Annotated in this window: 28 protein-coding genes; 24 read left to right on the top strand and 4 right to left on the bottom strand. The window is 68.5% G+C overall.

The window, feature by feature from the left end; genetic code table 11:
* Positions 1–77: 77 nt before the first annotated feature.
* The 5 genes from AC5QAB_RS18515 (at position 78) to AC5QAB_RS18495 (ending at position 6,229) form a co-directional block, all read left to right on the top strand.
* Positions 78–3,191, top strand: coding sequence for a response regulator (locus AC5QAB_RS18515; protein WP_164110594.1), 3,114 nt, complete (start codon positions 78–80; stop codon positions 3,189–3,191).
* On the top strand, positions 3,188–4,012 hold the full coding sequence (locus tag AC5QAB_RS18510; protein WP_075076806.1) for a CheR family methyltransferase: 825 nt from the start codon (positions 3,188–3,190) through the stop codon (positions 4,010–4,012). The genes AC5QAB_RS18515 and AC5QAB_RS18510 overlap by 4 nt, the downstream gene beginning before the upstream one ends.
* Complete coding sequence (locus AC5QAB_RS18505) at positions 4,012–4,587, top strand: chemotaxis protein CheB (protein WP_046430340.1); 576 nt, start codon at positions 4,012–4,014, stop codon at positions 4,585–4,587. The genes AC5QAB_RS18510 and AC5QAB_RS18505 overlap by 1 nt, the downstream gene beginning before the upstream one ends.
* Positions 4,584–5,717 carry a hybrid sensor histidine kinase/response regulator gene (locus AC5QAB_RS18500; RefSeq protein WP_032957670.1) on the top strand — a complete coding sequence of 378 codons (1,134 nt, stop codon included), beginning with the start codon at positions 4,584–4,586 and terminating at the stop codon, positions 5,715–5,717. Before AC5QAB_RS18505 ends, AC5QAB_RS18500 begins: the two co-directional genes overlap by 4 nt.
* A gap of 83 nt (positions 5,718–5,800) precedes the next feature.
* The gene (locus tag AC5QAB_RS18495) at positions 5,801–6,229 is read left to right on the top strand and encodes a BLUF domain-containing protein (RefSeq protein WP_495233545.1); all 429 of its coding nucleotides are present in this window, start codon (positions 5,801–5,803) and stop codon (positions 6,227–6,229) included.
* 3 nt (positions 6,230–6,232) lie between these two features.
* Here AC5QAB_RS18495 and AC5QAB_RS18490 read toward each other — a convergent pair whose 3' ends face one another.
* Positions 6,233–6,556: an ArsR/SmtB family transcription factor gene (locus AC5QAB_RS18490; RefSeq protein WP_032957672.1), complete on the bottom strand. Its 324-nt coding sequence runs from the start codon at positions 6,554–6,556 to the stop codon at positions 6,233–6,235.
* Between the two features lie 86 nt (positions 6,557–6,642).
* Between AC5QAB_RS18490 and AC5QAB_RS18485 the strand changes: the two genes are divergently transcribed.
* The 3 genes from AC5QAB_RS18485 to AC5QAB_RS18475 all read left to right on the top strand — a co-directional run bounded on the left by AC5QAB_RS18485 (position 6,643) and on the right by AC5QAB_RS18475 (position 8,610).
* Positions 6,643–7,080, top strand: coding sequence for a YeeE/YedE family protein (locus tag AC5QAB_RS18485; protein WP_032957673.1), 438 nt, complete (start codon positions 6,643–6,645; stop codon positions 7,078–7,080).
* On the top strand, positions 7,077–7,490 hold the full coding sequence (locus tag AC5QAB_RS18480; RefSeq protein WP_032957674.1) for a DUF6691 family protein: 414 nt from the start codon (positions 7,077–7,079) through the stop codon (positions 7,488–7,490). Before AC5QAB_RS18485 ends, AC5QAB_RS18480 begins: the two co-directional genes overlap by 4 nt.
* A gap of 67 nt (positions 7,491–7,557) precedes the next feature.
* On the top strand, positions 7,558–8,610 hold the full coding sequence (locus AC5QAB_RS18475) for a linear amide C-N hydrolase (RefSeq protein WP_014646937.1): 1,053 nt from the start codon (positions 7,558–7,560) through the stop codon (positions 8,608–8,610).
* Here AC5QAB_RS18475 and AC5QAB_RS18470 read toward each other — a convergent pair.
* Entirely contained in the window at positions 8,607–9,413 is an 807-nt protein-coding gene (locus AC5QAB_RS18470) for a DUF6491 family protein (protein ID WP_495233544.1), read from the bottom strand. The two genes, AC5QAB_RS18475 and AC5QAB_RS18470, sit on opposite strands and share 4 nt — an antisense overlap.
* A 103-nt stretch (positions 9,414–9,516) precedes the next feature.
* Between AC5QAB_RS18470 and AC5QAB_RS18465 the strand changes: the two genes are divergently transcribed.
* Both AC5QAB_RS18465 and AC5QAB_RS18460 read left to right on the top strand, forming a co-directional pair.
* Positions 9,517–10,212 carry a helix-turn-helix transcriptional regulator gene (locus AC5QAB_RS18465; protein ID WP_014646939.1) on the top strand — a complete coding sequence of 232 codons (696 nt, stop codon included), beginning with the start codon at positions 9,517–9,519 and terminating at the stop codon, positions 10,210–10,212.
* Positions 10,213–10,379: 167 nt separating this feature from the next.
* Positions 10,380–11,330, top strand: a complete 951-nt coding sequence (locus AC5QAB_RS18460; RefSeq protein WP_197561174.1) for an EamA family transporter — start codon at positions 10,380–10,382, stop codon at positions 11,328–11,330.
* Between the two features lie 9 nt (positions 11,331–11,339).
* Here the strand turns inward: AC5QAB_RS18460 and AC5QAB_RS18455 are convergent, their stop codons facing one another.
* A complete protein-coding gene (locus AC5QAB_RS18455) occupies positions 11,340–11,660 on the bottom strand; it encodes a hypothetical protein (RefSeq protein WP_197561173.1) in 321 nt (106 codons plus the stop codon).
* Between the two features lie 27 nt (positions 11,661–11,687).
* On the opposite strand from AC5QAB_RS18455, the gene thrA reads away from it, so the two are divergent.
* Genes thrA through thrC form a run of 3 tightly spaced genes read left to right on the top strand, consistent with a single transcriptional unit; the run spans position 11,688 to position 16,419 of the window.
* A complete protein-coding gene (gene thrA, locus AC5QAB_RS18450) occupies positions 11,688–14,192 on the top strand; it encodes a bifunctional aspartate kinase/homoserine dehydrogenase I (RefSeq protein ID WP_197561172.1) in 2,505 nt (834 codons plus the stop codon).
* Positions 14,189–15,103 carry a homoserine kinase gene (locus AC5QAB_RS18445; protein ID WP_197561171.1) on the top strand — a complete coding sequence of 305 codons (915 nt, stop codon included), beginning with the start codon at positions 14,189–14,191 and terminating at the stop codon, positions 15,101–15,103. The genes thrA and AC5QAB_RS18445 overlap by 4 nt, the downstream gene beginning before the upstream one ends.
* A gap of 29 nt (positions 15,104–15,132) precedes the next feature.
* Positions 15,133–16,419: a threonine synthase gene (gene thrC / locus AC5QAB_RS18440; protein ID WP_049440821.1), complete on the top strand. Its 1,287-nt coding sequence runs from the start codon at positions 15,133–15,135 to the stop codon at positions 16,417–16,419.
* A 102-nt stretch (positions 16,420–16,521) separates the two neighbouring features.
* Here the strand turns inward: thrC and AC5QAB_RS18435 are convergent, their stop codons facing one another.
* Entirely contained in the window at positions 16,522–17,274 is a 753-nt protein-coding gene (locus tag AC5QAB_RS18435; protein WP_010482595.1) for a Crp/Fnr family transcriptional regulator, read from the bottom strand.
* A 127-nt stretch (positions 17,275–17,401) separates the two neighbouring features.
* Between AC5QAB_RS18435 and hisS the strand changes: the two genes are divergently transcribed.
* The 11 genes from hisS to hisIE all read left to right on the top strand — a co-directional run bounded on the left by hisS (position 17,402) and on the right by hisIE (position 26,708).
* Positions 17,402–18,799, top strand: coding sequence for a histidine--tRNA ligase (gene hisS / locus AC5QAB_RS18430; RefSeq protein WP_032958002.1), 1,398 nt, complete (start codon positions 17,402–17,404; stop codon positions 18,797–18,799).
* 26 nt (positions 18,800–18,825) lie between these two features.
* Positions 18,826–19,092, top strand: coding sequence for a hypothetical protein (locus AC5QAB_RS18425; protein ID WP_229767322.1), 267 nt, complete (start codon positions 18,826–18,828; stop codon positions 19,090–19,092).
* Between the two features lie 180 nt (positions 19,093–19,272).
* Positions 19,273–19,599 carry a YerC/YecD family TrpR-related protein gene (locus AC5QAB_RS18420; RefSeq protein ID WP_241883817.1) on the top strand — a complete coding sequence of 109 codons (327 nt, stop codon included), beginning with the start codon at positions 19,273–19,275 and terminating at the stop codon, positions 19,597–19,599.
* A gap of 34 nt (positions 19,600–19,633) precedes the next feature.
* Positions 19,634–20,545, top strand: coding sequence for an ATP phosphoribosyltransferase (gene hisG, locus AC5QAB_RS18415; protein WP_032957997.1), 912 nt, complete (start codon positions 19,634–19,636; stop codon positions 20,543–20,545).
* On the top strand, positions 20,542–21,837 hold the full coding sequence (gene hisD / locus AC5QAB_RS18410; protein WP_032957995.1) for a histidinol dehydrogenase: 1,296 nt from the start codon (positions 20,542–20,544) through the stop codon (positions 21,835–21,837). Before hisG ends, hisD begins: the two co-directional genes overlap by 4 nt.
* Entirely contained in the window at positions 21,834–22,928 is a 1,095-nt protein-coding gene (hisC, locus tag AC5QAB_RS18405; protein ID WP_049440829.1) for a histidinol-phosphate transaminase, read from the top strand. The genes hisD and hisC overlap by 4 nt, the downstream gene beginning before the upstream one ends.
* Positions 22,925–23,998, top strand: a complete 1,074-nt coding sequence (gene hisB, locus AC5QAB_RS18400) for a bifunctional histidinol-phosphatase/imidazoleglycerol-phosphate dehydratase HisB (RefSeq protein ID WP_197561170.1) — start codon at positions 22,925–22,927, stop codon at positions 23,996–23,998. Before hisC ends, hisB begins: the two co-directional genes overlap by 4 nt.
* Positions 23,995–24,597 carry an imidazole glycerol phosphate synthase subunit HisH gene (gene hisH, locus AC5QAB_RS18395; protein WP_032957991.1) on the top strand — a complete coding sequence of 201 codons (603 nt, stop codon included), beginning with the start codon at positions 23,995–23,997 and terminating at the stop codon, positions 24,595–24,597. Before hisB ends, hisH begins: the two co-directional genes overlap by 4 nt.
* Positions 24,594–25,328 (top strand): 1-(5-phosphoribosyl)-5-[(5-phosphoribosylamino)methylideneamino]imidazole-4-carboxamide isomerase, encoded by a 735-nt coding sequence (hisA, locus tag AC5QAB_RS18390; RefSeq protein WP_164110610.1) that lies wholly within the window; start codon positions 24,594–24,596, stop codon positions 25,326–25,328. The genes hisH and hisA overlap by 4 nt, the downstream gene beginning before the upstream one ends.
* On the top strand, positions 25,322–26,098 hold the full coding sequence (gene hisF / locus AC5QAB_RS18385) for an imidazole glycerol phosphate synthase subunit HisF (RefSeq protein ID WP_164110612.1): 777 nt from the start codon (positions 25,322–25,324) through the stop codon (positions 26,096–26,098). The genes hisA and hisF overlap by 7 nt, the downstream gene beginning before the upstream one ends.
* Entirely contained in the window at positions 26,088–26,708 is a 621-nt protein-coding gene (gene hisIE / locus AC5QAB_RS18380) for a bifunctional phosphoribosyl-AMP cyclohydrolase/phosphoribosyl-ATP diphosphatase HisIE (protein ID WP_014646954.1), read from the top strand. The genes hisF and hisIE overlap by 11 nt, the downstream gene beginning before the upstream one ends.
* Positions 26,709–26,784 lie beyond the last annotated feature (76 nt).

The following is a 26,784-nucleotide window of genomic DNA, read 5'->3' as shown; positions in this document are numbered from 1 at the left end:
ACGTGCCATTTGTCCTGTGCGGCTGAATGCGACACGGAGTACCATCTTCCACCCTTTGCCTTCTGGAACCGACCTGCATGCGTCCTGGTGCGACTACGCGTGACCGCTGGATCTGGATGACCTCTGCCGTATTGCTGGCGGCGACCATCGCGCTGGAACTGGTGGTGCCGCTGGGATACGCGGTCTGGCTGGCCTATTTCCTGGCCGTGGGCGTCACGGTGTTCCAGCGCAGTGCGCGCGCGCCGTTCGTGGTCGCGATGATCGCCTGTGTCCTGCTGGTGATCGGCTTCAACGTGGCGCCCGCCAGCAACAACTCGTCGTTCTCGTTCGTCAACCGCACCATCGGTGGCTGCGCCTTCCTGATGATCGCGCTGATCGTCTCGCGCGCCATCCAGGCCCGCCGCCAGGCCATGCGCGCGCTCTGGCTGCAGGAGGCCGAGAACGCGGTGGCGTCGAGCCTGCGCGGTGACCTGGGGCCGGAGCAGATCGCCGAGGCGGCTGCGACGAGCCTGGCCGGGCAGCTGGACGCGGAGGTCGGTGCGGTCTATCGGCTGGAAGGCGGACGGCTGCAGCTGACCGGTGGCATGGCGCTGCCTTCGGGCGCGCCGGCCTCGCTGGCCCTGCACGAAGGGCTGGCCGGGCAGGTCGCTCGTGATGAACGGATCCGCCACCTGCATGGCGACGATGCCGCGGTGCTTGAACTGCAGACCAGCCTGGGCCGGCTGCCGGTGCGCGAGCGCATCCTGGCGCCGCTCAGCAGCGACGGCGCCGTGGTCGGCATCATCGAACTGGGCCGCGCCCGGGTCGGTGAACAGCGTGATCTGGATCGCGAGCTGCTGGAGCGCTGTGCCGAGACCATCGGCATGGCGCTGCGCGCATCGCTGTTGCGTGCGCAACTGGTGGTGCTGCTGGAAGAGTCGCAGCGCCAGGGCGAGGAGCTGCAGGCCCAGCAGGAAGAGCTGCGCGTGGCCAACGAGGAACTGGAAGAGCAGAGCCGCAGCCTGCTGCAGTCGCAGAGCCACCTGGAAGAACAGCAGGCCGAGCTGGAACAGAGCAACGTGCAGCTGGAAGAGCGCACCCACGAGCTGGAGGCGCAGAAGCAGGCGCTGCTGGTCGCGCAGAGCCAGCTGGTGCGCAACAGCAACGAACTGGCCGCGACATCGCGCTACAAGTCCGAGTTCCTGGCCAACATGTCGCACGAACTGCGCACGCCGCTGAACAGCTCGCTGATCCTGGCCAAGCTGCTGGCCGACAACAAGGACGGCACGCTCACCGAGGAACAGGTGAAGTACGCCCGTGCGATCCTCTCGTCCAACAACGATCTGTTGGCACTGATCAACGACATCCTCGACCTGTCGCGCATCGAGGCCGGCCATGTCGAACTGTCCGATGAAGTGGTGGTGGTCGACAGCGCGCTGCAGCGCCTGCGCGAGACCTTCGAGCCGATGGCGCGGCAGAAGGGCCTGGCCCTGCAGATCGAAGCCGATGCGCTGGCACCGAGCCAGCTGGTGGTCGACAGCCAGCGGCTGCAGCAGATCCTGAAGAACCTGCTGGCCAATGCGGTGAAGTTCACCGAGCACGGAAAGGTCAGCCTGCACGTGCGTGCGGCCGGCAATGGCCGCATCCGGTTCGAGGTCTGCGACACCGGCATCGGCATCGCCCGCGAGCAGCTGGACGTCATCTTTGAAGCCTTCCGCCAGGCCGACGGCAGCACCCGCCGTCGCTACGGCGGTACCGGCCTGGGCCTGTCGATCTCGCGCGACCTGGCCGAGCGCATGGGCGGCCAGATCCAGGTCGACAGCGAGCCCGGGCGCGGCAGCTGCTTCATCCTGGAGCTGCCATTGCAGGGCGCCCCCGCGGCGAGCGCAGCCGAGGCTGCCGAGGCCCCCGTGGCAGTGCCGGCGCCGGCACGGACACCGGCCGTGCTGCCGCCCGCGCCGGTGCGCGCTGCCACTGCGTCGGCGCCGGCCACTGTGTCGGCCGGCGTGGCCGACGACCGCGGCCGCCGCCAGCGCGCCGGGCGCCTGATCCTGGCGGTCGAGGACGATGCCACGTTCGCCGAAGCACTGGTGGCCCTGGCCCATGAACTGGACTTCGACTGCGTGGTGGCGGGTACGGCGGAAGAAGCGCTGACACTTGCCAGTGAGCTGCGTCCAAACGGCGTCCTGCTTGATATCGGCCTGCCGGACGTGTCGGGCCTGAGCGTGCTGGAGCGCCTGAAGCGCAACCCCGAAACCCGCCACATCCCGGTGCATGTGGTCTCGGCAACGGACCGCAGCCAGGTGGCGCGCGAGCTGGGCGCGATCGGCTTCGCGATCAAGCCGACCACGCGCGAGCGGCTGGTGACGGCCATCGAGCAGCTGGAACAGACCAGCCAGCGCGACGTGCGGCGCCTGCTGATCGTCGAGGACGACAGCGAGCTGCGCAGCAACCTGGAACTGCTGCTGGGCCGCGACCAGCTGCAGATCGTCGCGGTGGGCACCCTGGCCGGTGCACTGGAACAGCTCAGCACGGTCACGTTCGACTGCATGGTGATGGACCTGTCGCTGCCCGACGGCAGCGGCTACGACCTGCTTGAACACATGGCCGGCAACGATGAGGTCGGTTTCCCGCCGGTGATCGTCTATACCGGCCGCGCGCTCAGCCGCGAGGAAGAGCAGCGCCTGCGCCGCTATTCCAAGAGCATCATCATCAAGGGTGCGCGTTCGCCGGAACGCCTGCTGGATGAAGTGACCCTGTTCCTGCACAGCGTCGAGGCCAGCCTGCCGACCGACCAGCAGCGCCTGCTGCGCGAAGCGCGCCGTCGCGACACCGTGCTCGATGGCCGTACCGTGCTGCTGGCCGAAGACGATGTCCGCAACATCTTCGCGCTGTCCAGCGTGCTCGAACCGCTCGGCGTCACGCTGGAGATCGCGCGCAATGGCCAGGAAGCGGTGGATCGCCTGGCCGAGCGTGAGGTCGATCTGGTGCTGATGGACATCATGATGCCGGAGAAGGATGGGCTGGCCGCGATGCGCGAGATCCGCGCGCAGCGCCACCTGCAGGACCTGCCGATCATCGCGCTGACCGCCAAGGCCATGCCGGACGACCGTGAGCGATGCCTGCAGGCCGGTGCCAACGATTACATCGCCAAGCCCATCGATGTCGACAAGCTGGTCTCGTTGTGCCGTGTCTGGTGCTCGCGGCAATGAACGAGCAGGCGCTGTTCGACCTGGAACTGAAGGTGCTGCTGGAAGCGCTGTACCAGCGCTACCACTACGACTTCCGCAGCTACGCGGTATCGTCGCTGCGGCGGCGCATCCGCCAGGCCATGCAGCGCTACGAGTGCGAGCGGCTGGCCGACCTGCAGCACCGCCTGCTGCACGAGCCGGACCTGTTCGCGCAGGCGATGCAGTTCTTCACCGTGCAGGTCTCGGAGATGTTCCGTGACCCGGCCTATTTCCGTGAGCTGCGCGAGCAGGTGGTGCCGGTGCTGCGCACCTATCCCTCGGTGAAGCTGTGGGTGGCTGGCTGCAGTACGGGCGAGGAAGTGTGGTCACTGGCGATCCTGCTGCACGAGGAAGACCTGCTCGAGCGCAGCATCGTTTACGCCACCGACATCAATCCGGCAGCGCTGGCCACCGCCGAAGCCGGCGCCTATGGCATCGACCGCATGGCCCAGTTCAGCCGCAACTACCTGGCGGCCGGCGGCACCGCTTCGCTCTCCGACTACTACGCCACGGCCTACGATGGCGCGGTGTTCAACCGCCAGCTGCGCCGCAACGTGGTGTTCGCCGACCACAGCCTGGCCACCGACACCGTGTTCTCCGAAGTGCACCTGGTGTCGTGCCGCAACGTGCTGATCTATTTCAACCGCGACCTGCAGGATCGCGCGGTGGGCCTGTTCCGTGATGCGCTGGTGCATCGCGGCTTCCTTGGCCTGGGCAGCAAGGAGTCGCTGCAGTTCGGGCGCCACCACGGTGCGTTCGAGGTCTGCTCGCGCGAGCATCGCCTGTACCGGAAAGTCGCCTGATGAGCCTGCCGATACGACCGGCCGTGCTGGTGATCGGGGCCTCTGCGGGTGGGGTCGCAGCGCTGCAGACGGTGCTTGGCGCGCTGCCTGCGGCACTGCCGGCGCCGGTGCTGGCAGTGCTGCACCTGCCACGCGATCGCAGCAGCCGCATCGCCGAAGTGCTGGCGCCGTACTGCGCGCTGCCGGTGCGCGAGGCCGAAGACAAGCAGCCGCTGCAGCCTGGCACGGTGACCTTTGCGCCACCGGACTATCACCTGCTGGTGGAAGACGCCGGTTCGCTGGCGCTGTCGGTGGACGCCCCGGTGCTGTTTTCTCGCCCGGCCATCGATCCGCTGTTCGAGTCGGCGGCAGCGGTGTTCGGCGCGCAGGTGCTGGCCTTGCTGCTGACCGGTGCCAGCAGTGATGGCAGCGAAGGCGTGGCCGCCGTGCGCGCCGCTGGTGGCCGCGCCTGGCTGCAATGTCCCGAGGAGGCCGAGGCATCGATGATGCCGGCCTCCGCCCTGCAGCACGCTGGCGCCGATGCCGTGCTGCCCCTTGAACTGATGTGCCGTCGCCTGAAGGAGTTGTTTGCATGAACCTGTTGCCACCGGACCCTGCGCAGTCGCAGACCCCGGTCAACCTGCTGATCGTCGATGACGTGCCGCAGAACCTGGTAGCCATGCAGGCGCTGCTGCAGCGCGAGGGCGTGAACCTGCTGCTTGCGGGCTCGGGTGCGCAGGCGCTGGAGCTGCTGCTGGAGCACGAGGTGGCGCTGGCATTGCTGGATGTGCACATGCCGGAGATCGATGGCTTCACCCTGGCCGAGCTGATGCGCGGTTCGCACCGCAGCCGCGATGTGCCGATCATCTTCCTGACCGCCTCGCCGGATGACCCGGTGCGTGCCTTCAAGGGCTACGAAACAGGTGCGGTCGATTTCCTGCACAAGCCGGTCGCACCGCAGGTGATCCTGAGCAAGGTCAACGTCTTCATCGAGCTCTACCAGCAGCGCCAGCTGCTGAAGGCGCGCAACGAGGCGCTGGAACGTTCGCTCAAGCTCAACGAGACGATGGCGGCCGTGCTCACCCATGACCTGCGCACGCCGCTGTCGGCGATCCTGCTGTGTGCCGACAAGCTGGCGCTGGAGCTTCCAGAGGACAATGCCGGTGCGCAGCAGACCCTGAAGCACCTGGAAGCCAGCACCCTGCGCATGGCGCGGATGGTCGAGCAGCTGCTGGACTTTTCGCGGATCCGCAGCGGCGGCCTGCGCCTGCAGGCAAGTGCCTGCGATCTTGCGGAAGTGACGCGTGCCGTGGTGGCCGAAGCGGGCAGCGCCCACGGCCACGCACGGGTGCATCTCGACATGCAGGGCGATACCCGCCTGCAGGGTGATCTGGATCGGCTTGGCCAGGTCGCCGCGAACCTGGTCGGCAACGCGCTTACCCATGGCAGCGAGGCGAGGGTGGAGGTGGACGGCCGCGATCCGCGCAGCGTGCTGCTGCGGGTAAGCAACGCCGGGCGGATCGACGACGCGCTGCTGCCGCGATTGTTCGAGCCGTTCAAGGCCAGTTTCCACCCCAGCAATGGCCTGGGGCTGGGCCTGTACATCGTTGATCAGTTCGTCCGCGCGCACGGCGGCCACATCGGCGCGCGCAACGAGGCGGGGCAGGTGGTGTTCGAGGCGACGCTGCCACGGCGCTCTGAAAGCCCGGCAACGGCGGCCAGCTGAATCCTTCAGCAAGCGACGCGTGGATCTGAGACGGGCTCGTCCGCAACTGCTACCGTGGCGGCAGATATTGCCAAGGAAGCACCATGCCACTGCGTGCGATCGCCTATGTCAGCCGGGCGCTGCCGGATCTCTCCGCTCGACGGGTGCAGGCGCTGGTCGACGATGCGGCCCGCTTCAACAAGATGGCCGGCGTGACCGGCGTGCTGCTGCACGACGGCGGGCGTTTCCTGCAGTACATCGAAGGGCCGCCGGATGGCATCGGTTCGGTCTACGAACGCATCCTGCAGGCCGGCAGCCATATCGACATCATTGAACTGGCGCGCGGCCGCCTGGGCCAGCGCCAGTTTCCGTACTGGTCGATGCGTGCGCTGCCGGTGGAGCAGGCGCTGTTGCGCCAGCTGTCATCCAGCGACTGGTCGGGCTTTACCCGTACGCTGCAGGGTGATCGCTCCGCGCCGACGCCGGTGGACCTGCTCGACAACGTTGTGCAGCCAGCACTGCACGCCGGCTGAGCGTCAGCCCGAGGTGCCGCCGCCGCAATAGGCGGCATGCAGCGCCTGCAGCACGCCCAATGCGGGCCCTTCCTGCATGCGGTAGTGGATGGCCTGCGCTTCGCGCCGGGTCGCCACGATGTCCATATCGCGCAGCACAGCCAGGTGCTGCGATAGCGCGGACGCACTTAATCCGGTCAGCGCCTGCAGCTCCGGCACCGGCGCTTCGCCTTCGACCAGGCGGCACAGCACGCGCAGGCGGGCAGGATGGGCCAGGCGCTTGAGCAGGGCAGCGGCCTGCGCGGCGTGCTTGGCCATCGCGGCACTGTCGAGCGGGGTGCTGGGCATGGTTGACCTTTTTGTTTAGACGTGTCTAATTTAGATAAATCTAAATAAAAGGGCAATCCCATGAAGGGCGTGAATGAGGGCAGGGCATGAACCTGCCGTGGACTGCGGTAGCCGGCGGTGGGTTGATCGGCGCCGCCGCAGTGCTGCTGCTCGCCACCCTCGGGCGTGTGGCCGGTATCAGCGGGATCGCCGCAGGCAGCCTGCGCGCAGCGGAAGGCGAGCGCGGATGGCGCTGGGCCTTCCTGTCTGGCCTGCTCGCGGCGGCCGGGCTGGTGCTGTGGTGGCAGTCGCTGCCCGACGGGTTGCCGCGGGTACAGTTGCGCGATGCCTTGCCTGCCTGGCAGTTGATCGGCGCCGGCCTGCTGGTGGGCTTCGGCACCCGCTTGGGCAGTGGCTGTACCAGTGGTCACGGCGTCTGTGGCATGGCTCGCGGCTCGAAGCGCTCGCTGCTGGCGGTGCTGGTGTTCATGGCCTGCGCGATGCTGACGACGTTCCTGATCCGCCACGGCGGAGGCCTGGCATGAGCCGCGCGACAGGGGCCGCGGCAGCGGCGGGTGCGCTGTTCGGTGCGGGGCTGGCGCTTTCGGGGATGACCGACGCGCGCCGTGTGCTCGGCTTCCTCGACATTGCAGGTGATTTCGATCCCGCCCTGGTGTGGGTGCTGGGCTCGGCGCTGCTGGTCAGTGCGGTCGGCCAGCGCTGGGTGCTGCGCCGCGCGCAGCCGTGGTTCGCGGTGCGCTTCCAGCTGCCCAGTGCGCGTGATGTCGATGCGCGCCTGCTGCTGGGCGCCGCACTGTTCGGTATCGGCTGGGGATGGGCTGGCTATTGCCCGGGACCGGCCATCGCCGGGCTGGCAGTCGCATCGCGTGAAGCGCTGTGGTTCGTGCCTGCGATGCTTGCAGGTTTCTGGCTGCACGATCGGGTCGTACGCTGAGGCTTCACCCCTGTGTCACCCTGCGTGCGGTCAGATCCGGGGTTCACGGGGAAAGGAGCACAACGACATGGTACGGATGAAGTGGACGGGCAGGGCAATGCTGGCGGTCGCACTGGCCGCTGCGGTGGCACCGGCGCTGGCCTGCACGCGCGCGGTGTACCTGGGTGACAACGGTGATGTGATCACCGCACGCTCGATGGACTGGAAGGTCGACGTGGCCACCAATCTCTACGTGCTGCCGCGCGGCATCGCGCGCACCGGCCAGGCCGGACCGAAGTCGCTGGCCTGGACAGCGCGCTATGGTTCGGTGGTGGCCACCGGCTACGACGTGTCGACCACCGATGGCATGAACGAGAAGGGCCTGGTGGCCAACCTGCTGTGGCTGGTCGAATCGGAGTATCCGCAGCAGCGCGGCAACAAGCCGGGACTGGCGATTTCGCTGTGGGCGCAGTATGTGCTGGACAATTTCGCGACCGTGGACGAGGCGGTGGCGGCGCTGAAGCGTGAGCCGTACTCGATTGTCACCGACAAGGTGCCGGGCGAGGACCGCCAGGCAACGCTGCATCTGTCGCTGTCCGACGCGAGCGGCGACAGTGCCATCGTCGAGTACATCGGGGGGCGCCAGGTGATCCACCATGACCGGCGCTACCAGGTGATGACCAACTCGCCGATCTTCGAGCAGCAGCTGGCACTCAACAGCTACTGGCAGCAGATCGGTGGCACGGTGATGCTGCCAGGTACCAACCGCTCGTCCGACCGCTTCGCGCGTGCGTCGTTCTACATCAACGCCATTCCCAAGGCCGAGGACCCGGTGGAAGCGCTGGCCAGCGTGTTCAGCGTGATCCGCAATGCGTCGGTGCCGTATGGCATCACCACGCCGGGCGAGCCGAACATCTCATCGACGCGCTGGCGCACGGTGGCCGACCACAAGCGGCGGTTGTACTTCTTCGAATCGGCGCTGACCCCCAACACCTTCTGGATCGATCTGAACAAGGTCGATTTCGGCGGCCAGGTGCTCAAGCTCGACCTTGGCAAGGACCAGCGCAACACCTTCGCCGGCGATGCATTGGGTCACTTCGTACCCAGTGCACCATTCGCCTTCCTCGGCGTGGACGGCTAGCGCGAGGCCTGGTCCGGCGCGTCCTTCGGATAGACCGCCAGCACGCTGCAGCCCGGGCGGGCGAAGCGCGGCGTGCTGGCGCGCATGTCGCCGGGGATTCCGGACGGCGTCTCCACGATGCGATCGCCCGGATTGCCACAGATCAGGCCGTTCTGGAAACCGGACTGGAATTCCACCGAGGTCGCCCCGGCCAGGATCGAGCAGCTGCCGGCCAGTTCGACGCGGTAGTAGCGATTGCCGCCATTGCGGCGCGGATTGGTCTCCACCACCACGCCTTGCGGATCCTCGTTCCAGCTGCGCACATGGCGGGTGGCGAAGCAGAACGCTGGCGAGGCCTGGAAGGTATGGCGCGGGCTGCTGCCGCCACGGCTGGGCTTGCCTGTGGCGGTCACGTTCACCGGCGGCAGGGTGGCCGCGTACAGGCGGCTGCTCTGGCGAGCGGTGCTGGCGAACTCCCGGTTGTCGATGGGGGTGACACTGCCGACGCCGCAGCGGCGGCCATCCACCATCACCTGTTCACTGGGGCGGCCGCAGGCCCAGCCCGAAGGCGCCTCCAGCCGCAGTGCGCTGGCTTCGTTGACACCCGGGCAGGCTGCGCTGAAGTCGATGCGGAAGGCCTGGCCCCTGCCATCACGGACCGCGATGGCGGTCGGCGTCTCCTGCTCGACCTGGCGTACGTCACGTGCGTCCAGGCAGTGCGGTGCAGGTGCGATGCGCTCGGCGGCCGATGGCGCGGATGCCGCCTGGGCCAGGGCGGCCAGGGGTAAGGCGCTGGCCAGTGCCAGCGGAAGCAATCGGATCATGCTGTTCATCCTGCCATCCCTGCGTCTGTAACTGGCTGGAACATAGCATGGCCGGTGCCGGGGCCGCGTTGCAGGGAAATGCCAGCACGCGCACACTCGTCATATGGGCGCGATTTTCCACCTGCGGCACTACGGCCAGGCCACCGGCCTGGACCGTCATGACTACGCGCAGTGGGTGCTGCCGCTGCAGGGCGAACTGCAGTTCGAGATGCAAGGCCGCGGTGGTCGCCTGGACCTGCTGCAGGGGGCCTTCGTCGCGGCTGGCGAAGCACACGACCAGATGGCCGATGGCCCGAATGCTTTCGTGATCGTCGACTGCCCCCCGGGTGTGCTCGATGACGGTACCCAGGAACACCTGTGCCGCCAGCGCTGGCTGCATCTGCCACTGGCGCTGCGACAGCGCCTGGCGCAGGTGTGTGAGGGCCAGGCACTGCCGGCCCTGTTGCCGCAGCTGCTCCAGGTGTTCGCACCGGCGGGCAGTGGTGCGCGCCTGCAGGGCCTGTGCGCGGCGGTGCAGGTTGATCCTGGCCAGGCGTGGCCGGTAGCACGCATGGCCGCCTTCGTCGGCGTCAGCGAAAGCCGGTTGCATGCGCTGTTCCAGCGGGAGTTCGGGCTGAGCCCGCAGGCCTGGCTCAGTGCAAGCCGGTTGCGTTGGGCCAAGCACCAACTGCGTACCAGTGCGGCGCCGATCAGCGATATCGCGCTGGCGGCAGGCTATTCCGAGCAGAGTGCACTGACCCGTGCGCTGCGTCGTGAGTGCGGGCAGACGCCGGCCGCCTGGCGCAGGGGCGCCATCTGACCTGCAGAGCCGAGCCCACGCTCGGCTGCCCTTATCTGCACAGCGGCCAATCGCAGCCGAGCATTGGCTCGGCTCTACAGAGATGACAAGGCAATAGCCTCGGTCAAGAGCGCCCGCTGGCCAGCGCTTACACTGCGCGGCCCGTTCTCTTCCCCCGAAGAACCCGAATGCGCAACAACCCGATGGCCCTGGGCATCGCCAATGGCGTTGCCGCTGGCGCGCTGTGGGGCGTGGTCTTTCTCGCGCCCGCCGTGCTGCAGTCGTTCAATGCCCTGCAACTGTCCGCCGGTCGCTACCTGGTCTATGGCCTGATTGCCATCGCTCTGCTGCTGCCGCGCTGGAAGCGGCTGGCACCGCGGCTGGGCCGCGCCGAATGGTTCGGGCTGCTGTGGCTGAGCCTGGCCGGCAACCTGGTGTACTTCCTGCTGCTGGCCACGGCGGTGCAGTGGGCCGGTGGCGCGGCGGCGTCATTGATTGTCGGCCTGATTCCGGTGGTGGTCACTTTGGTTGGCGTGCGCGAGCAGGGCGCGGTGCCGTTGAAGCAGCTGCTGCCGGCGCTGGGCCTGTGCGTGCTCGGCGTGGCGCTGGTGGGCTGGGAAGCATTGATGTCCGAATACCTCGCAACACCGTGGCGGCAGCGCCTGATCGGCCTGCTCTGTGCGTTCGGCGCGCTGTTCTCGTGGGCGCTGTACTCGATCGGCAACAGTCGCTGGCTGGCACGCCGGCCGGACCTGTCCAGCCACGACTGGTCGTTGCTGACCGGCGTCACCACTGGCGGCCTGGCCCTGCTGCTGGTGCCGACGGCCTTCATCGGCCACACCGGCAATCACACCGCGGCACAGTGGGGGGGCTTCTGGGCGATCAGCGCCGGCGTGGCAGTGGTGGCCTCGATCCTCGGCAACGCGTTCTGGAACCGCGCCAGCCGCCTGCTGCCGCTGACCCTGACCGGGCAGATGATCGTGTTCGAGACGCTGTTCGCGCTGGCGTATGCCTTCGCCTGGCAGCAGCGCTGGCCCTCGCTGCTGGAGGCGCTGGCGATCGTGTTTCTGGTGGCCGGCGTGATGCTGTGCGCGCATGCCCATCGCTCGCCACGGGCGATCGCCGAACATGCAGGCTGAATGTGGGCGTCAAGCGTGCTGACGCCGTCTTGGTCTCAGATGCAACCAAATGTCGGCACGTTGGCCGATGATCGCCGCAATGATTTTTTGCATCGCAGCACTTGACAGCGGACCGGCGCACAGTGTTTTCTGTGCGTCATGGTCCTTGATGCCGCCCACGCCAGCCTGATCGCCCCCGCCATTGCGGGCGGTCCGACTGCGCCGGTCGCCACCACCACCATTACCACCACCACCGTCACCACTGCCCTGGTGCGGCCCGTCGTCTTCGTGTAACTCCCGAAAACCACGGCCCCGCACCATCCAGGTGGCGGGGAAACTCGACACCTGCATGCGGCGGGGCCTCCTACCGAGGTCTGCATGTCTTCCCACGCCCCCGCCCATCCCGTTGCCCCGGCCGATCTGGCTGCACCGTCCACTGTCGTGCACAAGTTCGGCGGCACCTCGGTGGCCGATGCCGAACGCTATCGCCATGTTGCCGGCCTGCTGCTGGCCCGTCCTGAGTCGCTGCAGGTCACTGTCGTCTCGGCGATGAAGGGGGTCACCGACGCGCTGATCGATCTCGCGCAGCTGGCGGCAAAGGGTGACCAGGGTTGGCGCGAGGCCTGGCATGCCCTGCGCGCGCGCCACCGTGGCGCCGCCGTGGCGCTGCTGGGCGAGCAGGTCGGCGAGACGGTCGAATGGATCGACGCCCGCTTCGATCAGCTGGCCGAAGTGCTGGCGGCGCTGGCGGTGATCGGCGAGCTGCCGCGCGAGGTGCTGGACCGCGTGCAGGGCCTGGGCGAAGTGTTCTCCGCGCAGCTGCTTGGCACCCACCTGCGTGCCTTGGGCGAAGACTGTGCGGTGCTCGATGCGCGCGATGTGCTGGTGGTCGGGCATGGCGAGCTGGGCGTCGATGTCGACTGGGAAGCCAGCGCCGACCGCCTCGCGCAATGGCGCCTGCAGCATCCTCAGCCGCGCCTGGTCGCCACCGGTTTCGTCGCGCGTGACCGTGATGACCGCATCACCACCCTGGGCCGCAACGGCAGTGACTACTCCGGCGCGATCTTCGCCGCGCTGTTCAATGCCGATGAACTGCACATCTGGACCGACGTCGACGGCGTGCTGTCGGCCGACCCGCGCCTGGTACCCGAAGCCGTGCAGCTCGAATCGCTCAGCTACGACGAGGCCTGCGAACTGGCCTACTTCGGCGCCAAAGTGGTGCACCCGCAGACGATGTCGCCGGCGATCCGCCTGGGCCTGCCGATCTTCATCCGCAATACGTTCCAACCGGCGCATCCGGGTACGCGCATCAGTGCCGAGCGCTCGCCGCGTGGGCCGGTAAAGGGCCTGACCCTGAGCCCGGGCCTGGCCCTGTTGAACCTGGAAGGCACCGGCCTGATCGGCGTGCCAGGCACTGCAGAGCGCGTATTCGCTGCCCTGCGCCAGGCGCAGGTGTCGGTGGTGATGATCTCGCAGGGTTCGTCGGAACATTCGATCTGCTGCGTGGTGCGCGCCGCCGAAGCTGCACGTGGCCGCGAGGCGCTGCTGCATGCGTTTGCGCATGAGCTGTCGGTGGGCCAGGTGCAGCGCGTGCAGGTCAGCGAGGGCGTCAGCGTTCTGGCGGCAGTGGGCGACGGCATGGCCGGCCAACCTGGCGTGGCGGCGCGCCTGTTCGAGGCGCTGGGCCGCGCGCAGGTGAACATCCTGGCAATCGCGCAGGGCTCGTCCGAGCGCAACATTTCGGTGGCGGTGGACAGTGCCGATGCCACCCGCGCCCTGCGCGCCGCGCATGCCGGCTTCTGGCTGTCGCCGCAGACCTTCGCGGTGGGTGTGATCGGGCCTGGCAACGTCGGTGCCGCGCTGCTGGACCAGCTGCTGGCCGCGCGCCCGCAGTTGCTGGCCAAGGCCAATGTCGACCTGCGCCTGCGCGCACTGGCCTCGCGTTCGCGCATGCGGCTGGATGCGGATGGGCTGCATGCCGACTGGCGCGAAGCCCTTCAGCAGGCGGGTGAGCCCAGCGATCTGGATCGCTTCACCGAACACCTGCTGGCCGCGCACCTGCCGCATGCGGTGGTGATCGACTGCAGTGGCAGTGCCGAGGTGGCCGAGCGCTATGAGGGCTGGTTGGCAGCCGGCATCCACGTGGTCACCCCGAACAAACAGGCCGGCGCCGGGCCGCTGCCGCGCTACCAGCGCATCCGCGCCGCGGCGGCGGCCAGTGGTGCGCGTTTCCGCTACGAGGCCACGGTGGGCGCGGGCCTGCCGGTGATCACCACGCTGCGTGACCTGGTCGATACCGGTGACGAGGTGCTGGCCATCGAAGGCATCTTCTCCGGCACGCTGGCCTGGCTGTTCAACCGCTTCGATGGCAGCCAGCCGTTCTCGCAGCTGGTCGCGCAGGCGCGGTCGATGGGCTACACCGAGCCGGACCCGCGTGACGATCTTTCGGGCGTGGACGTGGCGCGCAAGCTGGTGATCCTGGCCCGCGAAGCCGGCCACCCGCTCAGTCTTGAGCAGGTGGAAGTGGAAAGCCTGGTGCCGGCGCTGCTGCGCGAGGGCAGCGTGGATGACTTCATGGCGCGGCTGGGCGAGTCCGACGCCAGCCTGCTGCAACGCCTGCAGGATGCGCGGGCGCGTGGCGCGGTGCTGCGCTATGTGGCACAGCTGGGTGCCGACGGCGCCTCGGTGGGGCTGCAGGAACTGCCGGCCGATCATGCCTTCGCCAACCTGCGGCTGACCGACAACGTGGTGCAGTTCCGCACCCGTCGCTACTGCGACAACCCGTTGGTGGTGCAGGGGCCGGGTGCGGGTCCGGAGGTGACGGCAGCGGGTGTGTTCGCGGACCTGCTGCGGGTCGCCGCCGGTGAAGGAGCGCGGCTGTGATCGCACGTGCGTTCGCGCCTGCCTCGGTGGCCAACGTGGCAGTGGGCTTTGACATTCTCGGCCATGCCATTGCCGGTATCGGCGATACCGTGAGCGTGCGCCGCATCGACGAGCCGGCGGTGCGGATCGATGCGATCCGTGGCAGTGCCGTCGCGCTGCCACTGGACGCCGCCGGCAACACCGCCGGGGCTGCGCTGATGTCGCTGCGCGAAGGCCTGGGCCTGGATTTCGGATTCGCGGTGGAGATCGACAAGGGCATCCCGTTCGGTTCCGGCATGGGCGGTTCGGCAGCGTCGAGTGTCGCGGCGCTGGTCGCCGCCAATGCGCTGCTGCAGGCCCCGTTGCCGCGCGAAGCGCTGTACCCCTACGCGCTGGACGGTGAGGCGGTGGCCAGTGGTGGCCGTCACGGTGACAACGTCGGCCCGCTGCTGCTGGGTGGTCTGGCGCTGTGTACGGCCGATCGCCTGTTGCCGGTCCCGGTGCCTGCCAGCTGGCACAGCCTGCTGGTGCATCCGCACGCGGTGCTGGAAACGCGCCGTGCCCGCCAGGCCCTGCAGGGCAGCTATGCGCTGGGCGAGTTCGTGGCCCAGAGCGCGAACCTCGCGCTGGTGCTCAGTGGTTGCCATCGCAGTGATGCGACGCTGGTACGCGCGGGACTGCGCGACGTGCTGATCGAACCGCGACGGGCCGGATTGATTGCCGGCTTCGAGGCCGCCCGTGATGCAGCGCTGTCGGCCCATGCAATGGGCGCGGGCATCTCCGGTGCCGGACCCAGTGTGTTCGCCTGGTTCGAGGATGCCGACCAGGCCCGTGCCGCCGTGGCGCCGGTGCAGGCAGCGTTCGCTGCGGCCGGCTTCGGCAGTGACGCCTGGGTATCGCCGCTGGATGCGCCGGGAGCCCGGCTGTGCTGAATCCTTCCCCTTCTCTGGAAACCGATCCCATGCAATTTGTTTCGACCCGCGGCCAGTCGCCCGCCGTTGGCCTCAGCGCGGCGATCGCCGCCGGATTGGCGCCCGATGGCGGGCTGTATGTTCCCGCGCATCTGCCGGCCGCGCGCGAGCTGCAGGCCGGGGCGACCCTGGCCGATACCGCCGCCGATCTGCTGGCACCGTTCTTTGCGGGCGATGCACTCGAGACTGCGCTTCCGGGGATCTGCCGCGAAGCGTTCGACTTCCCGGTACCGCTGCGTGCGCTCGGCGAGGGTGACCATGTGCTGGAGCTGTTCCATGGGCCGACGGCGGCATTCAAGGATATCGGCGCGCGCTTCCTGGCCGGTACGCTGTCGCGCCTGCAGGGCGGCAAGGATCGCGATCTGACGATCGTCGTCGCCACGTCCGGCGATACGGGTGCCGCCGTTGCGGCGGCCTTCCATCGCCAGCCGGGCGTGCGCGTGGTGGTGCTGTATCCGGAGGGCCGCGTGTCTCCGCGCCAGGCGCATCAGCTCGGTTGTTTCGGCGACAACATCCAGGCCCTGCGCGTGACGGGCGCATTCGACGATTGCCAGGCGATGGTCAAGCAGGCGCTGGCCGACCGCGAACTGCAGGCGCAGGTGCCGTTGAGCTCGGCCAACAGCATCAGCCTGGGCCGACTGCTGCCGCAGATGAGCTACTACGCGCATGCAGCGTTGACCCACTACGCCGCGCATCGTCGCCGGCTCAACCTGGTGGTGCCGACCGGCAATCTGGGCAACGCGATGGCGGCCGTGCTGGCGCGCGCGCTGGGCGTGCCGATCGGCCAGGTCGTGCTGGCCACCAATGCCAATGCCGTGCTGCCGGCGTACTTCAATGGTGGCGACTACCAGCCGCAGGCCAGTGTGGCGACGGTGGCCAATGCAATGGACGTGGGTGCGCCGAGCAACTTCGAGCGACTGCGCTGGCTCTACCACGGCGACGACGCAGAGCTGCGTGCAGCTTTCCGCGCGTTCGCGGTGGATGACGTGACCATCCGCGCGACGATTGCGGCAGCGCATGCCAGCCGCGGCGAGCTGTTCTGCCCGCACACGGCGACGGCGGTGAAGGTGCTGCAGGATCTGCGCGCGCGCGGTGCCAAGGGCGACTGGGCGGTGGTGGCTACGGCGCATCCAGCCAAGTTCGAGGCTGTGGTCGAGCCGCTGATCGGCGAAACGGTGGCGGTGCCGCCTGCGCTGGATGCGTTGCTGCAGCGACCGGCGCACGCCGAACCATTGGCGGCAGATTACGCGGCGTTGCGCGAGGTGTTGCTGCGTTGATCGCAGATGGAGGCGGTTGCCGGCCAGCGGCCGGCACCACCCGTGTTGCATCCTTCCGGTAGTGCCGGCCGCTGGCCGGCAACCCAACCAGCCGCGATACGGTCAGATCAACCCTTCACCGGCCAGCGTGCGCAGCCCATCCTCGTCGAGGATCTCCACCACGTTCAGGTGGGGCAGGGCGATCAGCCCCTGCTGGCGCAGCTTGGTGAAGGTGCGGCTGACCGTTTCCATGGTCAGGCCCAGATGGTCGGCGATATCGCCGCGGCCCATCGGCAGCGACACGCGCAGGCCGTCGCCCCCCAGCTTGGCCTCGCGCGCGGCCAGGCGCAGCAGGAAATCGGCCAGCTTCTCGGCCGGCTGCAGGCGTGCCAGCGCCAGCGCAGCATCCTGTGCGGCATCCAGTTCCTGGCAGGCGCGCTGCAGCAGCTTGCGCTCCAGGTGCGGGAAGCGGCTGCGCAGGGCCTTCATCTGTGGCAGCGCGACGCGGCACACGCGGCTGTCGGCGATGGCCTCGATGTCGTAGCGGTGGTGGTCGCTGCCGCTCAGGCCCAGGTAGTCGCCGGGCAGCACGAAACCGTTGATCTGGCGCCGGCCGTCGGCCAGGGTGCGCACCAGGCGCAGTGCGCCGGCGGTCAATGTATAGACATGGTCGCGCTCTTCGCCGGTGCGGGCCAGCGTGCTGCCCATGCTGACCTGCTGCGAGACGGTGACCTGTTCCAGCGCCTGCACTTCGTCTGGCGACAGCGCCGAGCACACCGCAAGGTGCCGAACCGAGCAGTGCAGGCAGTCCAGCGTGGTGCAGGACGGCGAGGCGGGATCGTTGGTGGCGGGCGGAGCGCCGGAAGGCCGTGACATGTTGCGGGGGGCGTATCGCGGGCGGGGAGGGCCTTATGATACTTCAAGCGGCCGTTCGACCCTGCCGGAGGCGGGGGCGCTAGAATGTTGCCCCCTCCCACGTCCCGTTCCAGCAGGAGTTCCGCCCGTGATCAAGCCCCGTACCCCGCCCGGCACCCTTGAGCTGCTGCCGCGCGAGCAGATTGCGTTCCAGCGCATGCTGGACGTCATCCGCCGCAACTACGAGCGCTTCGGGTTCCTGCCGGTGGAGACGCCGGTGTTCGAGCTGTCCGACGTGCTGCTGACCAAGTCCGGTGGTGAGACCGAGCGCCAGGTGTATTTCGTGCAGTCCACCGGCGCGCTGGCCAACGCGGCCGAGTCGGGCGACCGTTCGCTGCCGGAAATGGCGCTGCGCTTCGACCTGACCGTGCCGCTGGCACGCTACGTGGCCGAGCACGAACACGAACTGACCTTCCCGTTCCGCCGTTACCAGATGCAGCGCGTGTACCGCGGCGAGCGTGCCCAGCGCGGTCGTTTCCGCGAGTTCTACCAGTGCGACATCGACGTGATCGGCAAGGACAGCCTGAGCGTGCGGTACGACGCTGAAGTGCTGGCGGTCATCCATGCGGTGTTCTCGGAACTGCGCATCGGTGACTTCAGCATCCAGCTGAACAACCGCAAGCTGATGCGCGGCTTCTTCGAGAGCCTGGGCGTGGCTGAAGGCGAGCGCCAGCTGGCGGTGCTGCGCGAAGTGGACAAGCTGGACAAGCGTGGCGCCGATTACGTTCGCGAGACGCTGGTGGGCGAGGGCTTCAACATCCCGGCAGAACAGGTCGAGAAGATCCTGGCCTTCGTCGCTGTGCGTTCGCAGGGCCATGCCGATGCGCTGGCGCAGCTGGCCACGCTGGAAGCCGACGCCGGTTCTTCGGAGATCCTGCGTACCGGCGTCGCCGAACTGCGCGAAGTGCTGCAGCTGGTGCAGGCGCTGGGCGTGCCGGAAACCGCATACTGCCTGAACTTCTCCATTGCGCGCGGCCTGGACTATTACACCGGCACCGTCTACGAGACCACGCTGACCGACCACCCGCAGATCGGCTCGATCTGTTCGGGCGGCCGTTACGAAGACCTGGCCAGCCACTACAGCAAGTCGAAGCTGCCGGGCGTGGGTATCTCCATCGGCCTGTCGCGCCTGTTCTGGCAGCTGCGCGAGGCGGGCCTGATCGACGGCATCGAAGCCAGCAGCGTGCAGGCGCTGGTGGCGCTGATGGACGAGCAGGGCATGCCGCAGTCGCTGGACATCGCGCGCCGCCTGCGCGCCGGTGGCATCAATACCGAAGTGCAGATGGAGCCGAAGAAGATCGGCAAGCAGTTCCAGTACGCGGCCAAGGCCGGCATCCGCTTCGTGGTGCTGGCCGGTGAAGACGAGCTCGCGCGCGGCGTGGTGGCGGTGAAGGACCTGCTGCGTGAACAGCAGTTCGAAGTGTCGCGCGACGAGCTGGCCAGCACCCTGCTGGTGGAGCTGGAGCAGTCCAGGGCGATGGTGTGAAGCCGGCCGTCGCAGGGGTACTCACCGTGCTCCTGTTGGCGGGCTGCCAGAGTGACCCGGTGCTGCGCAGTGATCGGCTGGGCCCGGCGCAGTACCGGCTGCAGGTTGATCGCTGTCACGTGATCGACCGCGCGCAGCTTGAGGGCGACCTGCGGGCCCTGGCCTCGCGGACGTGCCCGGCGGGTGCAGGGGCGTTGCAGAACATCCAGTCCCTGCCGAGCCGGCAGGGCAGCCTGTTCGGGGAGTGCCCGCGGCGCGGGACGCTGCAGGCGGAGGTGCGTTGCCTGCCCTGAGTCGAGCCAGGTTGTTGATTTGAAAGCAGAACGCCCGCCCTTTGGTGGGCGTTCTGCATTTCCGGCATCCGGTCCAGGGGTCAGATCCGTTTTCCTTTGGAAAACGGATCTGACCCCTGGAGGCTCCGATTTGACGCACTGCGCAAGAATGCGCTAATGTACTAACGCGCTATTACATTGATGCATGGACCCGACCCCGTGAAAGCCCGCCTCGAGATTGCCGCCAAAGACCCGAAGGCCGACCTGGAAGCCCTGGCCCGGGCCTTTGCCGCGCTGCGCGAGCCGGAGCAGGTCGAGGCCTTCCTGCGCGACCTGTGCACCCCGGCCGAGCTGGAGGCCATGGCCGACCGCTGGAAGGTGGTGCCGCTGCTGCAGCAGGGCGTGCCGTACCGCGAGATCCACGAGCGCACCGGCGTCAGCGTGACCACCACCGGACGGGTGGCACGCACGCTCGAGCATGGCCATCGAGGCTATGCCGCCGCCATCGACCGCCTTGCTTCGCGCTGATCCGCGCCCCGTTCCGAACTTCGAGACCTCCCCCATGAGTGCAACCCAGGCAGCGCCGGCACGAGACCGGCTGCGTATCGCCATCCAGAAGAGTGGCCGGCTGGCCGAGCCCGCCCGCAACCTGCTCAGCGCCTGTGGTCTGAGCTGGCGCGAAAGCCGCGACAAGCTGTTCTGCTACGGCGAATCGCTGCCGGTGGACCTGTTGCTGGTGCGCGACGACGACATCCCCGGCCTGATCGCCGATGGCGTCTGCGACCTCGGCATCGTCGGTCGCAATGAACTGGACGAGCAGGCCGCAGCGCGTCGCCAGATCGGCCTGCCGGACGCCTACCAGGCGCTGCGCGGGCTGGGCTTCGGCCAGTGCCGGCTGATGCTGGCGGTGCCCGAGGAATGGCAGTGGCAGGGTCCGGCGCAGCTGGCCGGCACCCGCATCGCCACCAGCTACCCGGCCATCCTCAAGCAGTGGCTGGCGGAGCAGGGCGTGGACGCGCAGGTGGTCGAGCTGTCCGGGTCGGTGGAAATCGCCCCGCGCCTGGGTACCGCCGACCTGATCTGCGATCTGGTCTCCAGCGGCGCCACGCTGCGTGCCAACCAGTTGACCCCGGTACACAACCTGCTCGACAGCGAGGCGGTGCTGGCTGGTGCGATGCGCGTGCCGGATGACGCACGTGCATCGCTGCGCGCGATGCTGCTGCGCCGCCTCGACGGCGTGGTGCAGCGCCAGGACCGCAAGCTGCTGATGTTCCGTGCCAGCGAAGATCGCGTCGACGCGCTGGCGCAGCTGCTGGCCGATGCCGAGCCGCTGGTGCGGCTGCCGGCCGATGGTGGCGCGCTGCGCCTGCAGACCATGTGCCCCGGCCCGCTGAGCTGGCAGCGCATGGAAGAACTCGAGCGCGCGGGCGCGCAGGGCCTGATGGTACTGAGCGTGGAGCGATCGCTGGCATGAACCGTCTGATCTGGTCCCGGCTTGATGAGGCCGCGCGCAGCGCGGCATTGACCCGCCCGGTGCAGGCCGTGGCGCAGCAGACCCGCGATGCCGTAGCGGCCCTGATCGCGCAGGTGCGTGCACAGGGCGACGATGCGCTGCGTGCGATTACGGCGCGTTTCGATGGCGTCGAGCTGGCCTCGTTTGAAGTTTCCGAAGCCGAATTCGCCGCTGCCGAAGCCGCCGTGCCCGCCGAACTGCGACAGGCGATGGTGGACGCCGCCGAACGCATTGCGCGCTTCCACGCCGCTGGCATGGGCAAAGGCTATGCAGTTGAAACCGCGCCGGGCGTGGTCTGCGAACGCATGCTGCGCCCGATCGGCCGGGTGGGCCTGTACGTACCGGCTGGCAGCGCGCCGTTGCCGTCCACCGCGTTGATGCTGGGCGTTCCGGCGCAGCTGGCCGGTTGCCCGCAGGTGGTGCTGTGCACCCCGCCGCGCGCCGACGGCAGTGCCGATCCGGCAGTGCTGGTAGCCGCCCGCCTGACCGGCGTGCAGCGCGTGTTCAAGCTGGGCGGCGCGCAGGCGATCGCGGCGATGGCCTATGGCACGGCCAGCATTCCGGCCTGCGACAAGCTGTTCGGGCCGGGCAACAGCTTCGTTACCGAAGCCAAGCAGCAGGTCGCACAGGACGGCGCCGCCGCCATCGACATGCCTGCCGGTCCTTCGGAGGTGCTGGTGATTGCCGATGCTGGCGCCAATCCGGCGTTCGTCGCCGCCGACCTGCTGTCGCAGGCCGAGCACGGTCCGGATTCTCAGGTGCTGCTGCTGACCGACGACGCCGTGATGCTGGCGGCGGTCGAAGCCGAGGTTGAGCGCCAGGTGGCCCTGCTGCCGCGCCAGCAGATCGCGCGCCAGGCACTGTCGGCATCGCGGCTGGTGCAGGTCGATGCGTTGGACGAGGCGTTCGCGATCAGCAACCGCTATGCACCAGAGCACCTGATCCTGGCCCTGCGTGATCCGCGCGCATGGCTGGACAAGGTGCAGGCGGCCGGCTCGGTGTTCCTGGGCGATTACACCCCCGAAGCACTGGGTGACTACTGCAGCGGCACCAACCACGTATTGCCCACCGCCGGTGCCGCGCGTGCCTACAGCGGCGTGAGCGTTGCCAGCTTCCAGAACCTGATCAGCGTGCAGAGCGCCAGCGCCGCCGGCCTGGCCGCGATCGGCGGCTGCGCGCGCATCATCGCCCGTGCCGAAGGCCTGGATGCGCACGAGCGTGCCGTTGCGTTGCGCATGGAGGTGGCGGCATGAGCGCGGCGATCGATGAGGTGCTGGCACTGGTGCGCCCGGACCTGCAGGCCTTCGCCGGCTACAGCTCGGCACGCAGCGCGGCGGTGCAGGGCGAGGTCTGGTTGAATGCCAATGAGTCGGCCTGGGCCAATGCGGCCGATCCCGCAGGCAGCAGCCGGCGCTATCCGGAGCCGCAGCCGCTCGCGCTGCGCGAGGGACTGGCGGCGCTGTACGGCGTGACGCCACAGCAGCTGCTGATCGGTCGCGGCAGCGACGAAGCCATTGATCTGCTGGTGCGCGCGCTGTGCGTGCCGGGTCGCGATGGCGTGCTGGTCACGCCGCCGGTGTTTGGCATGTACGCCGTCTGCGCACGCCTGCAGGGTGCCGCCTTGATTGAAGTGCCGCTGGTGGACAGCGAGGATGGACTGCGCACCGATCTGGATGCGGTGATCGACGCGGCCAAGGCGCAGGGTGCCAAGCTGGTGTTCCTGTGTGCGCCGTCGAACCCGGCCGGCAGTGACATCGCCCTGGATGAGGTCGAGCGCGTGGCGGTTGCGCTGCGCGGGCAGGCGCTGGTCGTGGTGGACGAGGCCTATGTCGAGTATGCACAACGGCCGTCGGCGACCACGTTGCTGGCCGCGCACGCCAATCTGGCGGTGCTGCGCACGCTGTCGAAGGCGCACGCGCTCGCGGCCGCCCGCGTTGGCACGCTGATCGCTGCCCCGGAGCTGATTGCCCTGCTGCGTCGCTGCCAGGCGCCGTACCCGGTGCCGACGCCGTGCGCGGAACTGGCCGTGCAGGCACTGCAGCCGGCCGCGCTGGCGCGCACCGCCGAGCGCGTGACCACGGTGATCGCCGAGCGCGAGCGCCTGCGTGCAGCCCTGGTCGGCCTGCCCGGCGTGTGCCGGGTGTATGCCTCGGCCGGCAACTACCTGCTGGTCCGCTTCGCCGATCCCCAGTCCGCGTTCGATACGCTGCTGGCTGCGGGCGTGGTGGTGCGCGACCAGCGCGCTGCGCCGCAGCTGGGTGATGCGCTGCGCATCAGCATCGGCAGCCCCGAAGAGAATGACCGCGTGCTTGCGGCCCTGTCGGCGCGGAGGGCCGCAGCATGACCCCGATCCTGTTCATTGACCGCGACGGCACTCTCATCGAGGAGCCGTCCGACTTCCAGATCGACGCCTACGAAAAGCTGCGCTTCGTGCCGCAGGTGATCCCGGCGCTGCTGAAGCTGCGTGATGCCGGCTACCAGTTCGTGATCGTCACCAACCAGGACGGCCTCGGCAGCGACAGCTACCCGCGCGCCAGCTTCGATGGCCCCAACGACCTGATGCTGCAGATCTTCGAGAGCCAGGGCATCACCTTCCGTGACGTGCTGATCGATTCCAGCTGGCCGCAGGACAATGCGCCGACCCGCAAGCCGGGCATCGGCCTGATGACCGCCTACCTGCAGGACCGCAGCATCGACTGGGCACGCTCGGGCATGGTCGGTGACCGGATCACCGACCTGCAGTTTGCCGCCAACCTCAACATCCGTGGTTTCCAGCTGCGCACCGCGCAGTTTGGTGGGCAGTGGGACTGGCCGGGAATCGCCCATGCGCTGGCCGACGCGCCGCGCACCGCCGTTGTCCAGCGCAGCACCAAAGAAACGAAGATCCGCGTTGAGCTGGACCTGGACCGCGCGGGCGATGCACGCATTGCCACCGGCCTGCCGTTCTTCGACCACATGCTGGAGCAGATCGGCAAGCACGGCGGCTTCGCGCTGGACATCCAGGCCGAGGGTGACCTGCACATCGACGAGCACCACACCATCGAGGACACCGGGCTGGCCCTGGGCCAGGCCCTGCGCGAGGCGTTGGGCGACAAGCGCGGCATTGGCCGTTACGGCTTCACCCTGCCCATGGACGAGACCCTGGCCAGCGCTGCGCTGGACTTCAGCGGCCGTCCCTATTTCGTGTTCGAGGGCGAGTTCAAGCGCGAGCGCGTGGGCGATATGCCGACCGAGCTGGTGCCGCACTTCTTCCGTTCGCTGTGCGATGCCAGCGGTTTGAACCTCAACCTGCAGGTGCGCGGCGACAATGATCACCACAAGGTGGAGGCCTGCTTCAAGGCGCTGGCGCGCGCGCTGCGTCCGGCGCTGGCCCGGCAGGGCACGGCACTGCCGAGTACCAAGGGGGCGTTGTGAGCGATGTTGCGCTGATCGATGCCGGTGGCGCCAACCTGGGCTCGGTGCGCTACGCACTGGAGCGCCTGGGCGCGACGGTGCGGCTGGTGCGCGATGCGGACGGCCTGGTTGGTGCGCGGCGGGTGATCCTGCCCGGCGTCGGCGCCGCCGGTCCCGGCATGCAGCGCCTGCACGCTCAGGGCCTGGTGGAACCGCTGCAGCGACTGGAGGTGCCGTTGATGGGCATCTGCCTTGGCATGCAGCTGCTGTTCGAACGCTCCGAGGAAGCGGGCGTAGAGACACTGGGACTGATTCCGGGCGTGGTACGCAAGCTGGTGCCGGCCTGTGGCATCCGCGTGCCGCACATGGGCTGGAACCGCCTGCTGCCGCTGCGCGAATCGCTGTTGCTGCAGGGCGTGCCGGAACGCGCCAGCGCCTACTTCGTGCACAGCTATGCGGCGCCGCTCAATACCCACACCGTCGCTGCCTGCGACCACGGTGGCCTGTTCACCGCCGTGGTGGAGCAGGGGCGCTACTACGGCGCACAGTTCCATCCCGAGCGCTCCGGCGAGACCGGCTCGCTGATGCTGCGCAACTTCCTCGAGGGCACTGCTGCATGAGTTTCATCGTCTACCCCGCGCTGGATATCCGCGACGGCCGCGTGGTGCGGCTGCGCCAGGGCGACTACGCGCAGGAAACCTCCTATGGGGATGACCCTGTGCCGCGCGCGCAGGCCTTCGCCGCGCAGGGCGCGCAGTGGATGCACCTGGTCGACCTGGATGCCGCACGGGCCGGTGGCTACACGCTGGCGCCGCTGTTGGCATCCATTCGCGCGCAGACCCCGCTGCAGGTGCAGACCGGCGGTGGCGTGCGCGGCCGCGACGATGTGGCGCGCATCCTCGAAGCTGGCGCCGGCCGCGTGGTGGTGGGTTCGCTGGCGGTGCGTCGTCCCGATGAAGTGGTCGGCTGGCTGGAGGAATTCGGCGCCGATCGCATCACGATTGCGCTGGACGCGCGCCAGGACGCCCAGGGGCAATGGCAGCTGCCGGTGCACGGATGGACCAAGAATGCCGGGGTGACCCTGGATGACCTGGCCCGGCGCTACGCACGCGCCGGCATGCGCCATCTGCTGTGCACCGACATCGCCCGCGACGGCATGCTGGCCGGGCCCAACATCAGCCTGTACCAGCACCTGTCGGCGCTGTTGCCGGGTGTGGCGGTGCAGGCGTCCGGTGGCATCCGTGACGTGGCCGATGTGGCCGAGGCGCGTGCTGCCGGCTGCGGCGGTGCCATCCTCGGCAAGGCACTGCTGGAGCAGCGCATGGACCTGAGCGAGGCGTTGGCATGTTGAGCCGCCGCATCATTCCGTGCCTGGACGTGCGCGATGGCCGCGTGGTCAAGGGCGTGCGCTTCCGCGATCACGTCGACATGGGCGACATCGCCGAGTTGGCGCAGCGCTATCGCGACCAGGGCGCGGACGAGCTGGTGTTCTATGACATCGGCGCCAGTCCCGAAGCGCGTTCGGTGGACGTGGCGTGGATCGAGCGCATCGCGCGCCTGATCGACATTCCGTTCTGCGTGGCCGGTGGCATCGACAGCGTGGAAACCGCGCGCCGCGTGCTGTTCGCCGGTGCCGACAAGGTGTCGATCAATTCGCCGGCGCTGGGCCGGCCGGAGCTGATCACCGAGCTGGCGGACGAGTTCGGCGTGCAGTGCGTTGTGGTGGGGGTCGATTCGGTGCGCGAGGCCGACGGGCAATGGCGGGTGCGTCGTTTCAGCGGCGATCCGGACAAGACCCAGGCGGTGCCGCTGCGCACGCTCGACTGGATCGTCGAAGCGCAACGGCGTGGAGCCGGTGAGATCGTGCTGAACTGCATGGACAGCGACGGTGTGCGCCGTGGCTACGATGTCGTGCAGCTGCAGCAGGCGCGGGCGCTGTGCCAGGTGCCGCTGATTGCATCCGGTGGTGCCGGAGCGATGGAGCACTTCGCCGACGCCTTCGACCAGGCCGACGTCGACGGTGCGTTGGCGGCCAGTGTGTTCCACAGCGGCACCATCGCCATTCCAGAATTGAAGCGCTACCTGCGCGGACAGCAGATCGAGGTGCGGGATGTCTATTGAAGTGAGGCCATCGCTGGATGCGCTGCAGGCGCTGGACTGGGGCAAGGGCGACGGCCTGCTGCCGGCCGTGGTGCAGGATGCCGATACCCTGCAGGTGCTGATGCTGGGCTATGTCAGCGCCGAATCGCTGGCGGCTACGCTGGCCATCGGCCACATGACCTTTTTCAGCCGCAGCAAGCAGCGGTTGTGGACCAAGGGCGAGCAGTCCGGCAACGTGCTGGTGGTGCAGTCGATCCGTGTCGACTGCGACGCCGATACGCTGCTGGTGATGGCGCGCCCGGCCGGGCCGACCTGCCACACCGGTGCCGAGAGCTGTTTCGACCAGGCGCCGAAGGATTTCCTGGGTGGGCTGGGCCAGCTGGTGGCCATGCGTGACGCGCAGCGCCCTCCCGGCAGCTACACCACCAGCCTGTTTGAAGGCGGCATCCGCCGCATCGCGCAGAAGGTGGGTGAGGAGGGCGTGGAGACCGCATTGGCCGCCGTGGCGCAGGATGATGAGGCATTGCTGGGCGAGGCGTCGGACCTGCTGTACCACCTGCTGGTGCTGCTGCGCGCGCGCGGGCTGTCGCTGGATGATGCGCGCGCGGTGCTGGAAAAACGCCATCGTTGAAGCGTGGTAGTGCCGGCCGCTGGCCGGCAACCAGCCGATGCCCGACGATCATGAGGTTGCCGGCCAGCGGCCGGCA

The sequence above is a fragment of the Stenotrophomonas sp. YJH_SMC_127 genome (assembly GCF_059372445.1).
This window is presented reverse-complemented; position numbering and strand designations above follow the sequence as displayed.

Bases quoted from the DNA above. Each gene is read 5' to 3' on its own strand.
- hisF (WP_164110612.1), top strand. From the start codon at position 25,322: ATGTTGAGCCGCCGCATCATTCCGTGCCTGGACGTGCGCGATGGCCGC.
- AC5QAB_RS18455 (WP_197561173.1), bottom strand. From the start codon at position 11,660: ATGCAGGTGTCGAGTTTCCCCGCCACCTGGATGGTGCGGGGCCGTGGT.
- hisB (WP_197561170.1), top strand. From the start codon at position 22,925: ATGACCCCGATCCTGTTCATTGACCGCGACGGCACTCTCATCGAGGAG.
- AC5QAB_RS18475 (WP_014646937.1), top strand. From the start codon at position 7,558: ATGGTACGGATGAAGTGGACGGGCAGGGCAATGCTGGCGGTCGCACTG.
- AC5QAB_RS18435 (WP_010482595.1), bottom strand. From the start codon at position 17,274: ATGTCACGGCCTTCCGGCGCTCCGCCCGCCACCAACGATCCCGCCTCG.
- AC5QAB_RS18495 (WP_495233545.1), top strand. From the start codon at position 5,801: ATGCCACTGCGTGCGATCGCCTATGTCAGCCGGGCGCTGCCGGATCTC.
- AC5QAB_RS18505 (WP_046430340.1), top strand. From the start codon at position 4,012: ATGAGCCTGCCGATACGACCGGCCGTGCTGGTGATCGGGGCCTCTGCG.
- AC5QAB_RS18510 (WP_075076806.1), top strand. From the start codon at position 3,188: ATGAACGAGCAGGCGCTGTTCGACCTGGAACTGAAGGTGCTGCTGGAA.
- AC5QAB_RS18470 (WP_495233544.1), bottom strand. From the start codon at position 9,413: ATGATCCGATTGCTTCCGCTGGCACTGGCCAGCGCCTTACCCCTGGCC.
- AC5QAB_RS18420 (WP_241883817.1), top strand. From the start codon at position 19,273: ATGCATGGACCCGACCCCGTGAAAGCCCGCCTCGAGATTGCCGCCAAA.
- AC5QAB_RS18465 (WP_014646939.1), top strand. From the start codon at position 9,517: ATGGGCGCGATTTTCCACCTGCGGCACTACGGCCAGGCCACCGGCCTG.
- AC5QAB_RS18485 (WP_032957673.1), top strand. From the start codon at position 6,643: ATGAACCTGCCGTGGACTGCGGTAGCCGGCGGTGGGTTGATCGGCGCC.
- AC5QAB_RS18515 (WP_164110594.1), top strand. From the start codon at position 78: ATGCGTCCTGGTGCGACTACGCGTGACCGCTGGATCTGGATGACCTCT.
- hisG (WP_032957997.1), top strand. From the start codon at position 19,634: ATGAGTGCAACCCAGGCAGCGCCGGCACGAGACCGGCTGCGTATCGCC.
- thrC (WP_049440821.1), top strand. From the start codon at position 15,133: ATGCAATTTGTTTCGACCCGCGGCCAGTCGCCCGCCGTTGGCCTCAGC.
- AC5QAB_RS18490 (WP_032957672.1), bottom strand. From the start codon at position 6,556: ATGCCCAGCACCCCGCTCGACAGTGCCGCGATGGCCAAGCACGCCGCG.
- hisIE (WP_014646954.1), top strand. From the start codon at position 26,088: ATGTCTATTGAAGTGAGGCCATCGCTGGATGCGCTGCAGGCGCTGGAC.
- hisA (WP_164110610.1), top strand. From the start codon at position 24,594: ATGAGTTTCATCGTCTACCCCGCGCTGGATATCCGCGACGGCCGCGTG.
- AC5QAB_RS18500 (WP_032957670.1), top strand. From the start codon at position 4,584: ATGAACCTGTTGCCACCGGACCCTGCGCAGTCGCAGACCCCGGTCAAC.
- AC5QAB_RS18480 (WP_032957674.1), top strand. From the start codon at position 7,077: ATGAGCCGCGCGACAGGGGCCGCGGCAGCGGCGGGTGCGCTGTTCGGT.
- hisC (WP_049440829.1), top strand. From the start codon at position 21,834: ATGAGCGCGGCGATCGATGAGGTGCTGGCACTGGTGCGCCCGGACCTG.
- thrA (WP_197561172.1), top strand. From the start codon at position 11,688: ATGTCTTCCCACGCCCCCGCCCATCCCGTTGCCCCGGCCGATCTGGCT.
- hisD (WP_032957995.1), top strand. From the start codon at position 20,542: ATGAACCGTCTGATCTGGTCCCGGCTTGATGAGGCCGCGCGCAGCGCG.
- AC5QAB_RS18460 (WP_197561174.1), top strand. From the start codon at position 10,380: ATGCGCAACAACCCGATGGCCCTGGGCATCGCCAATGGCGTTGCCGCT.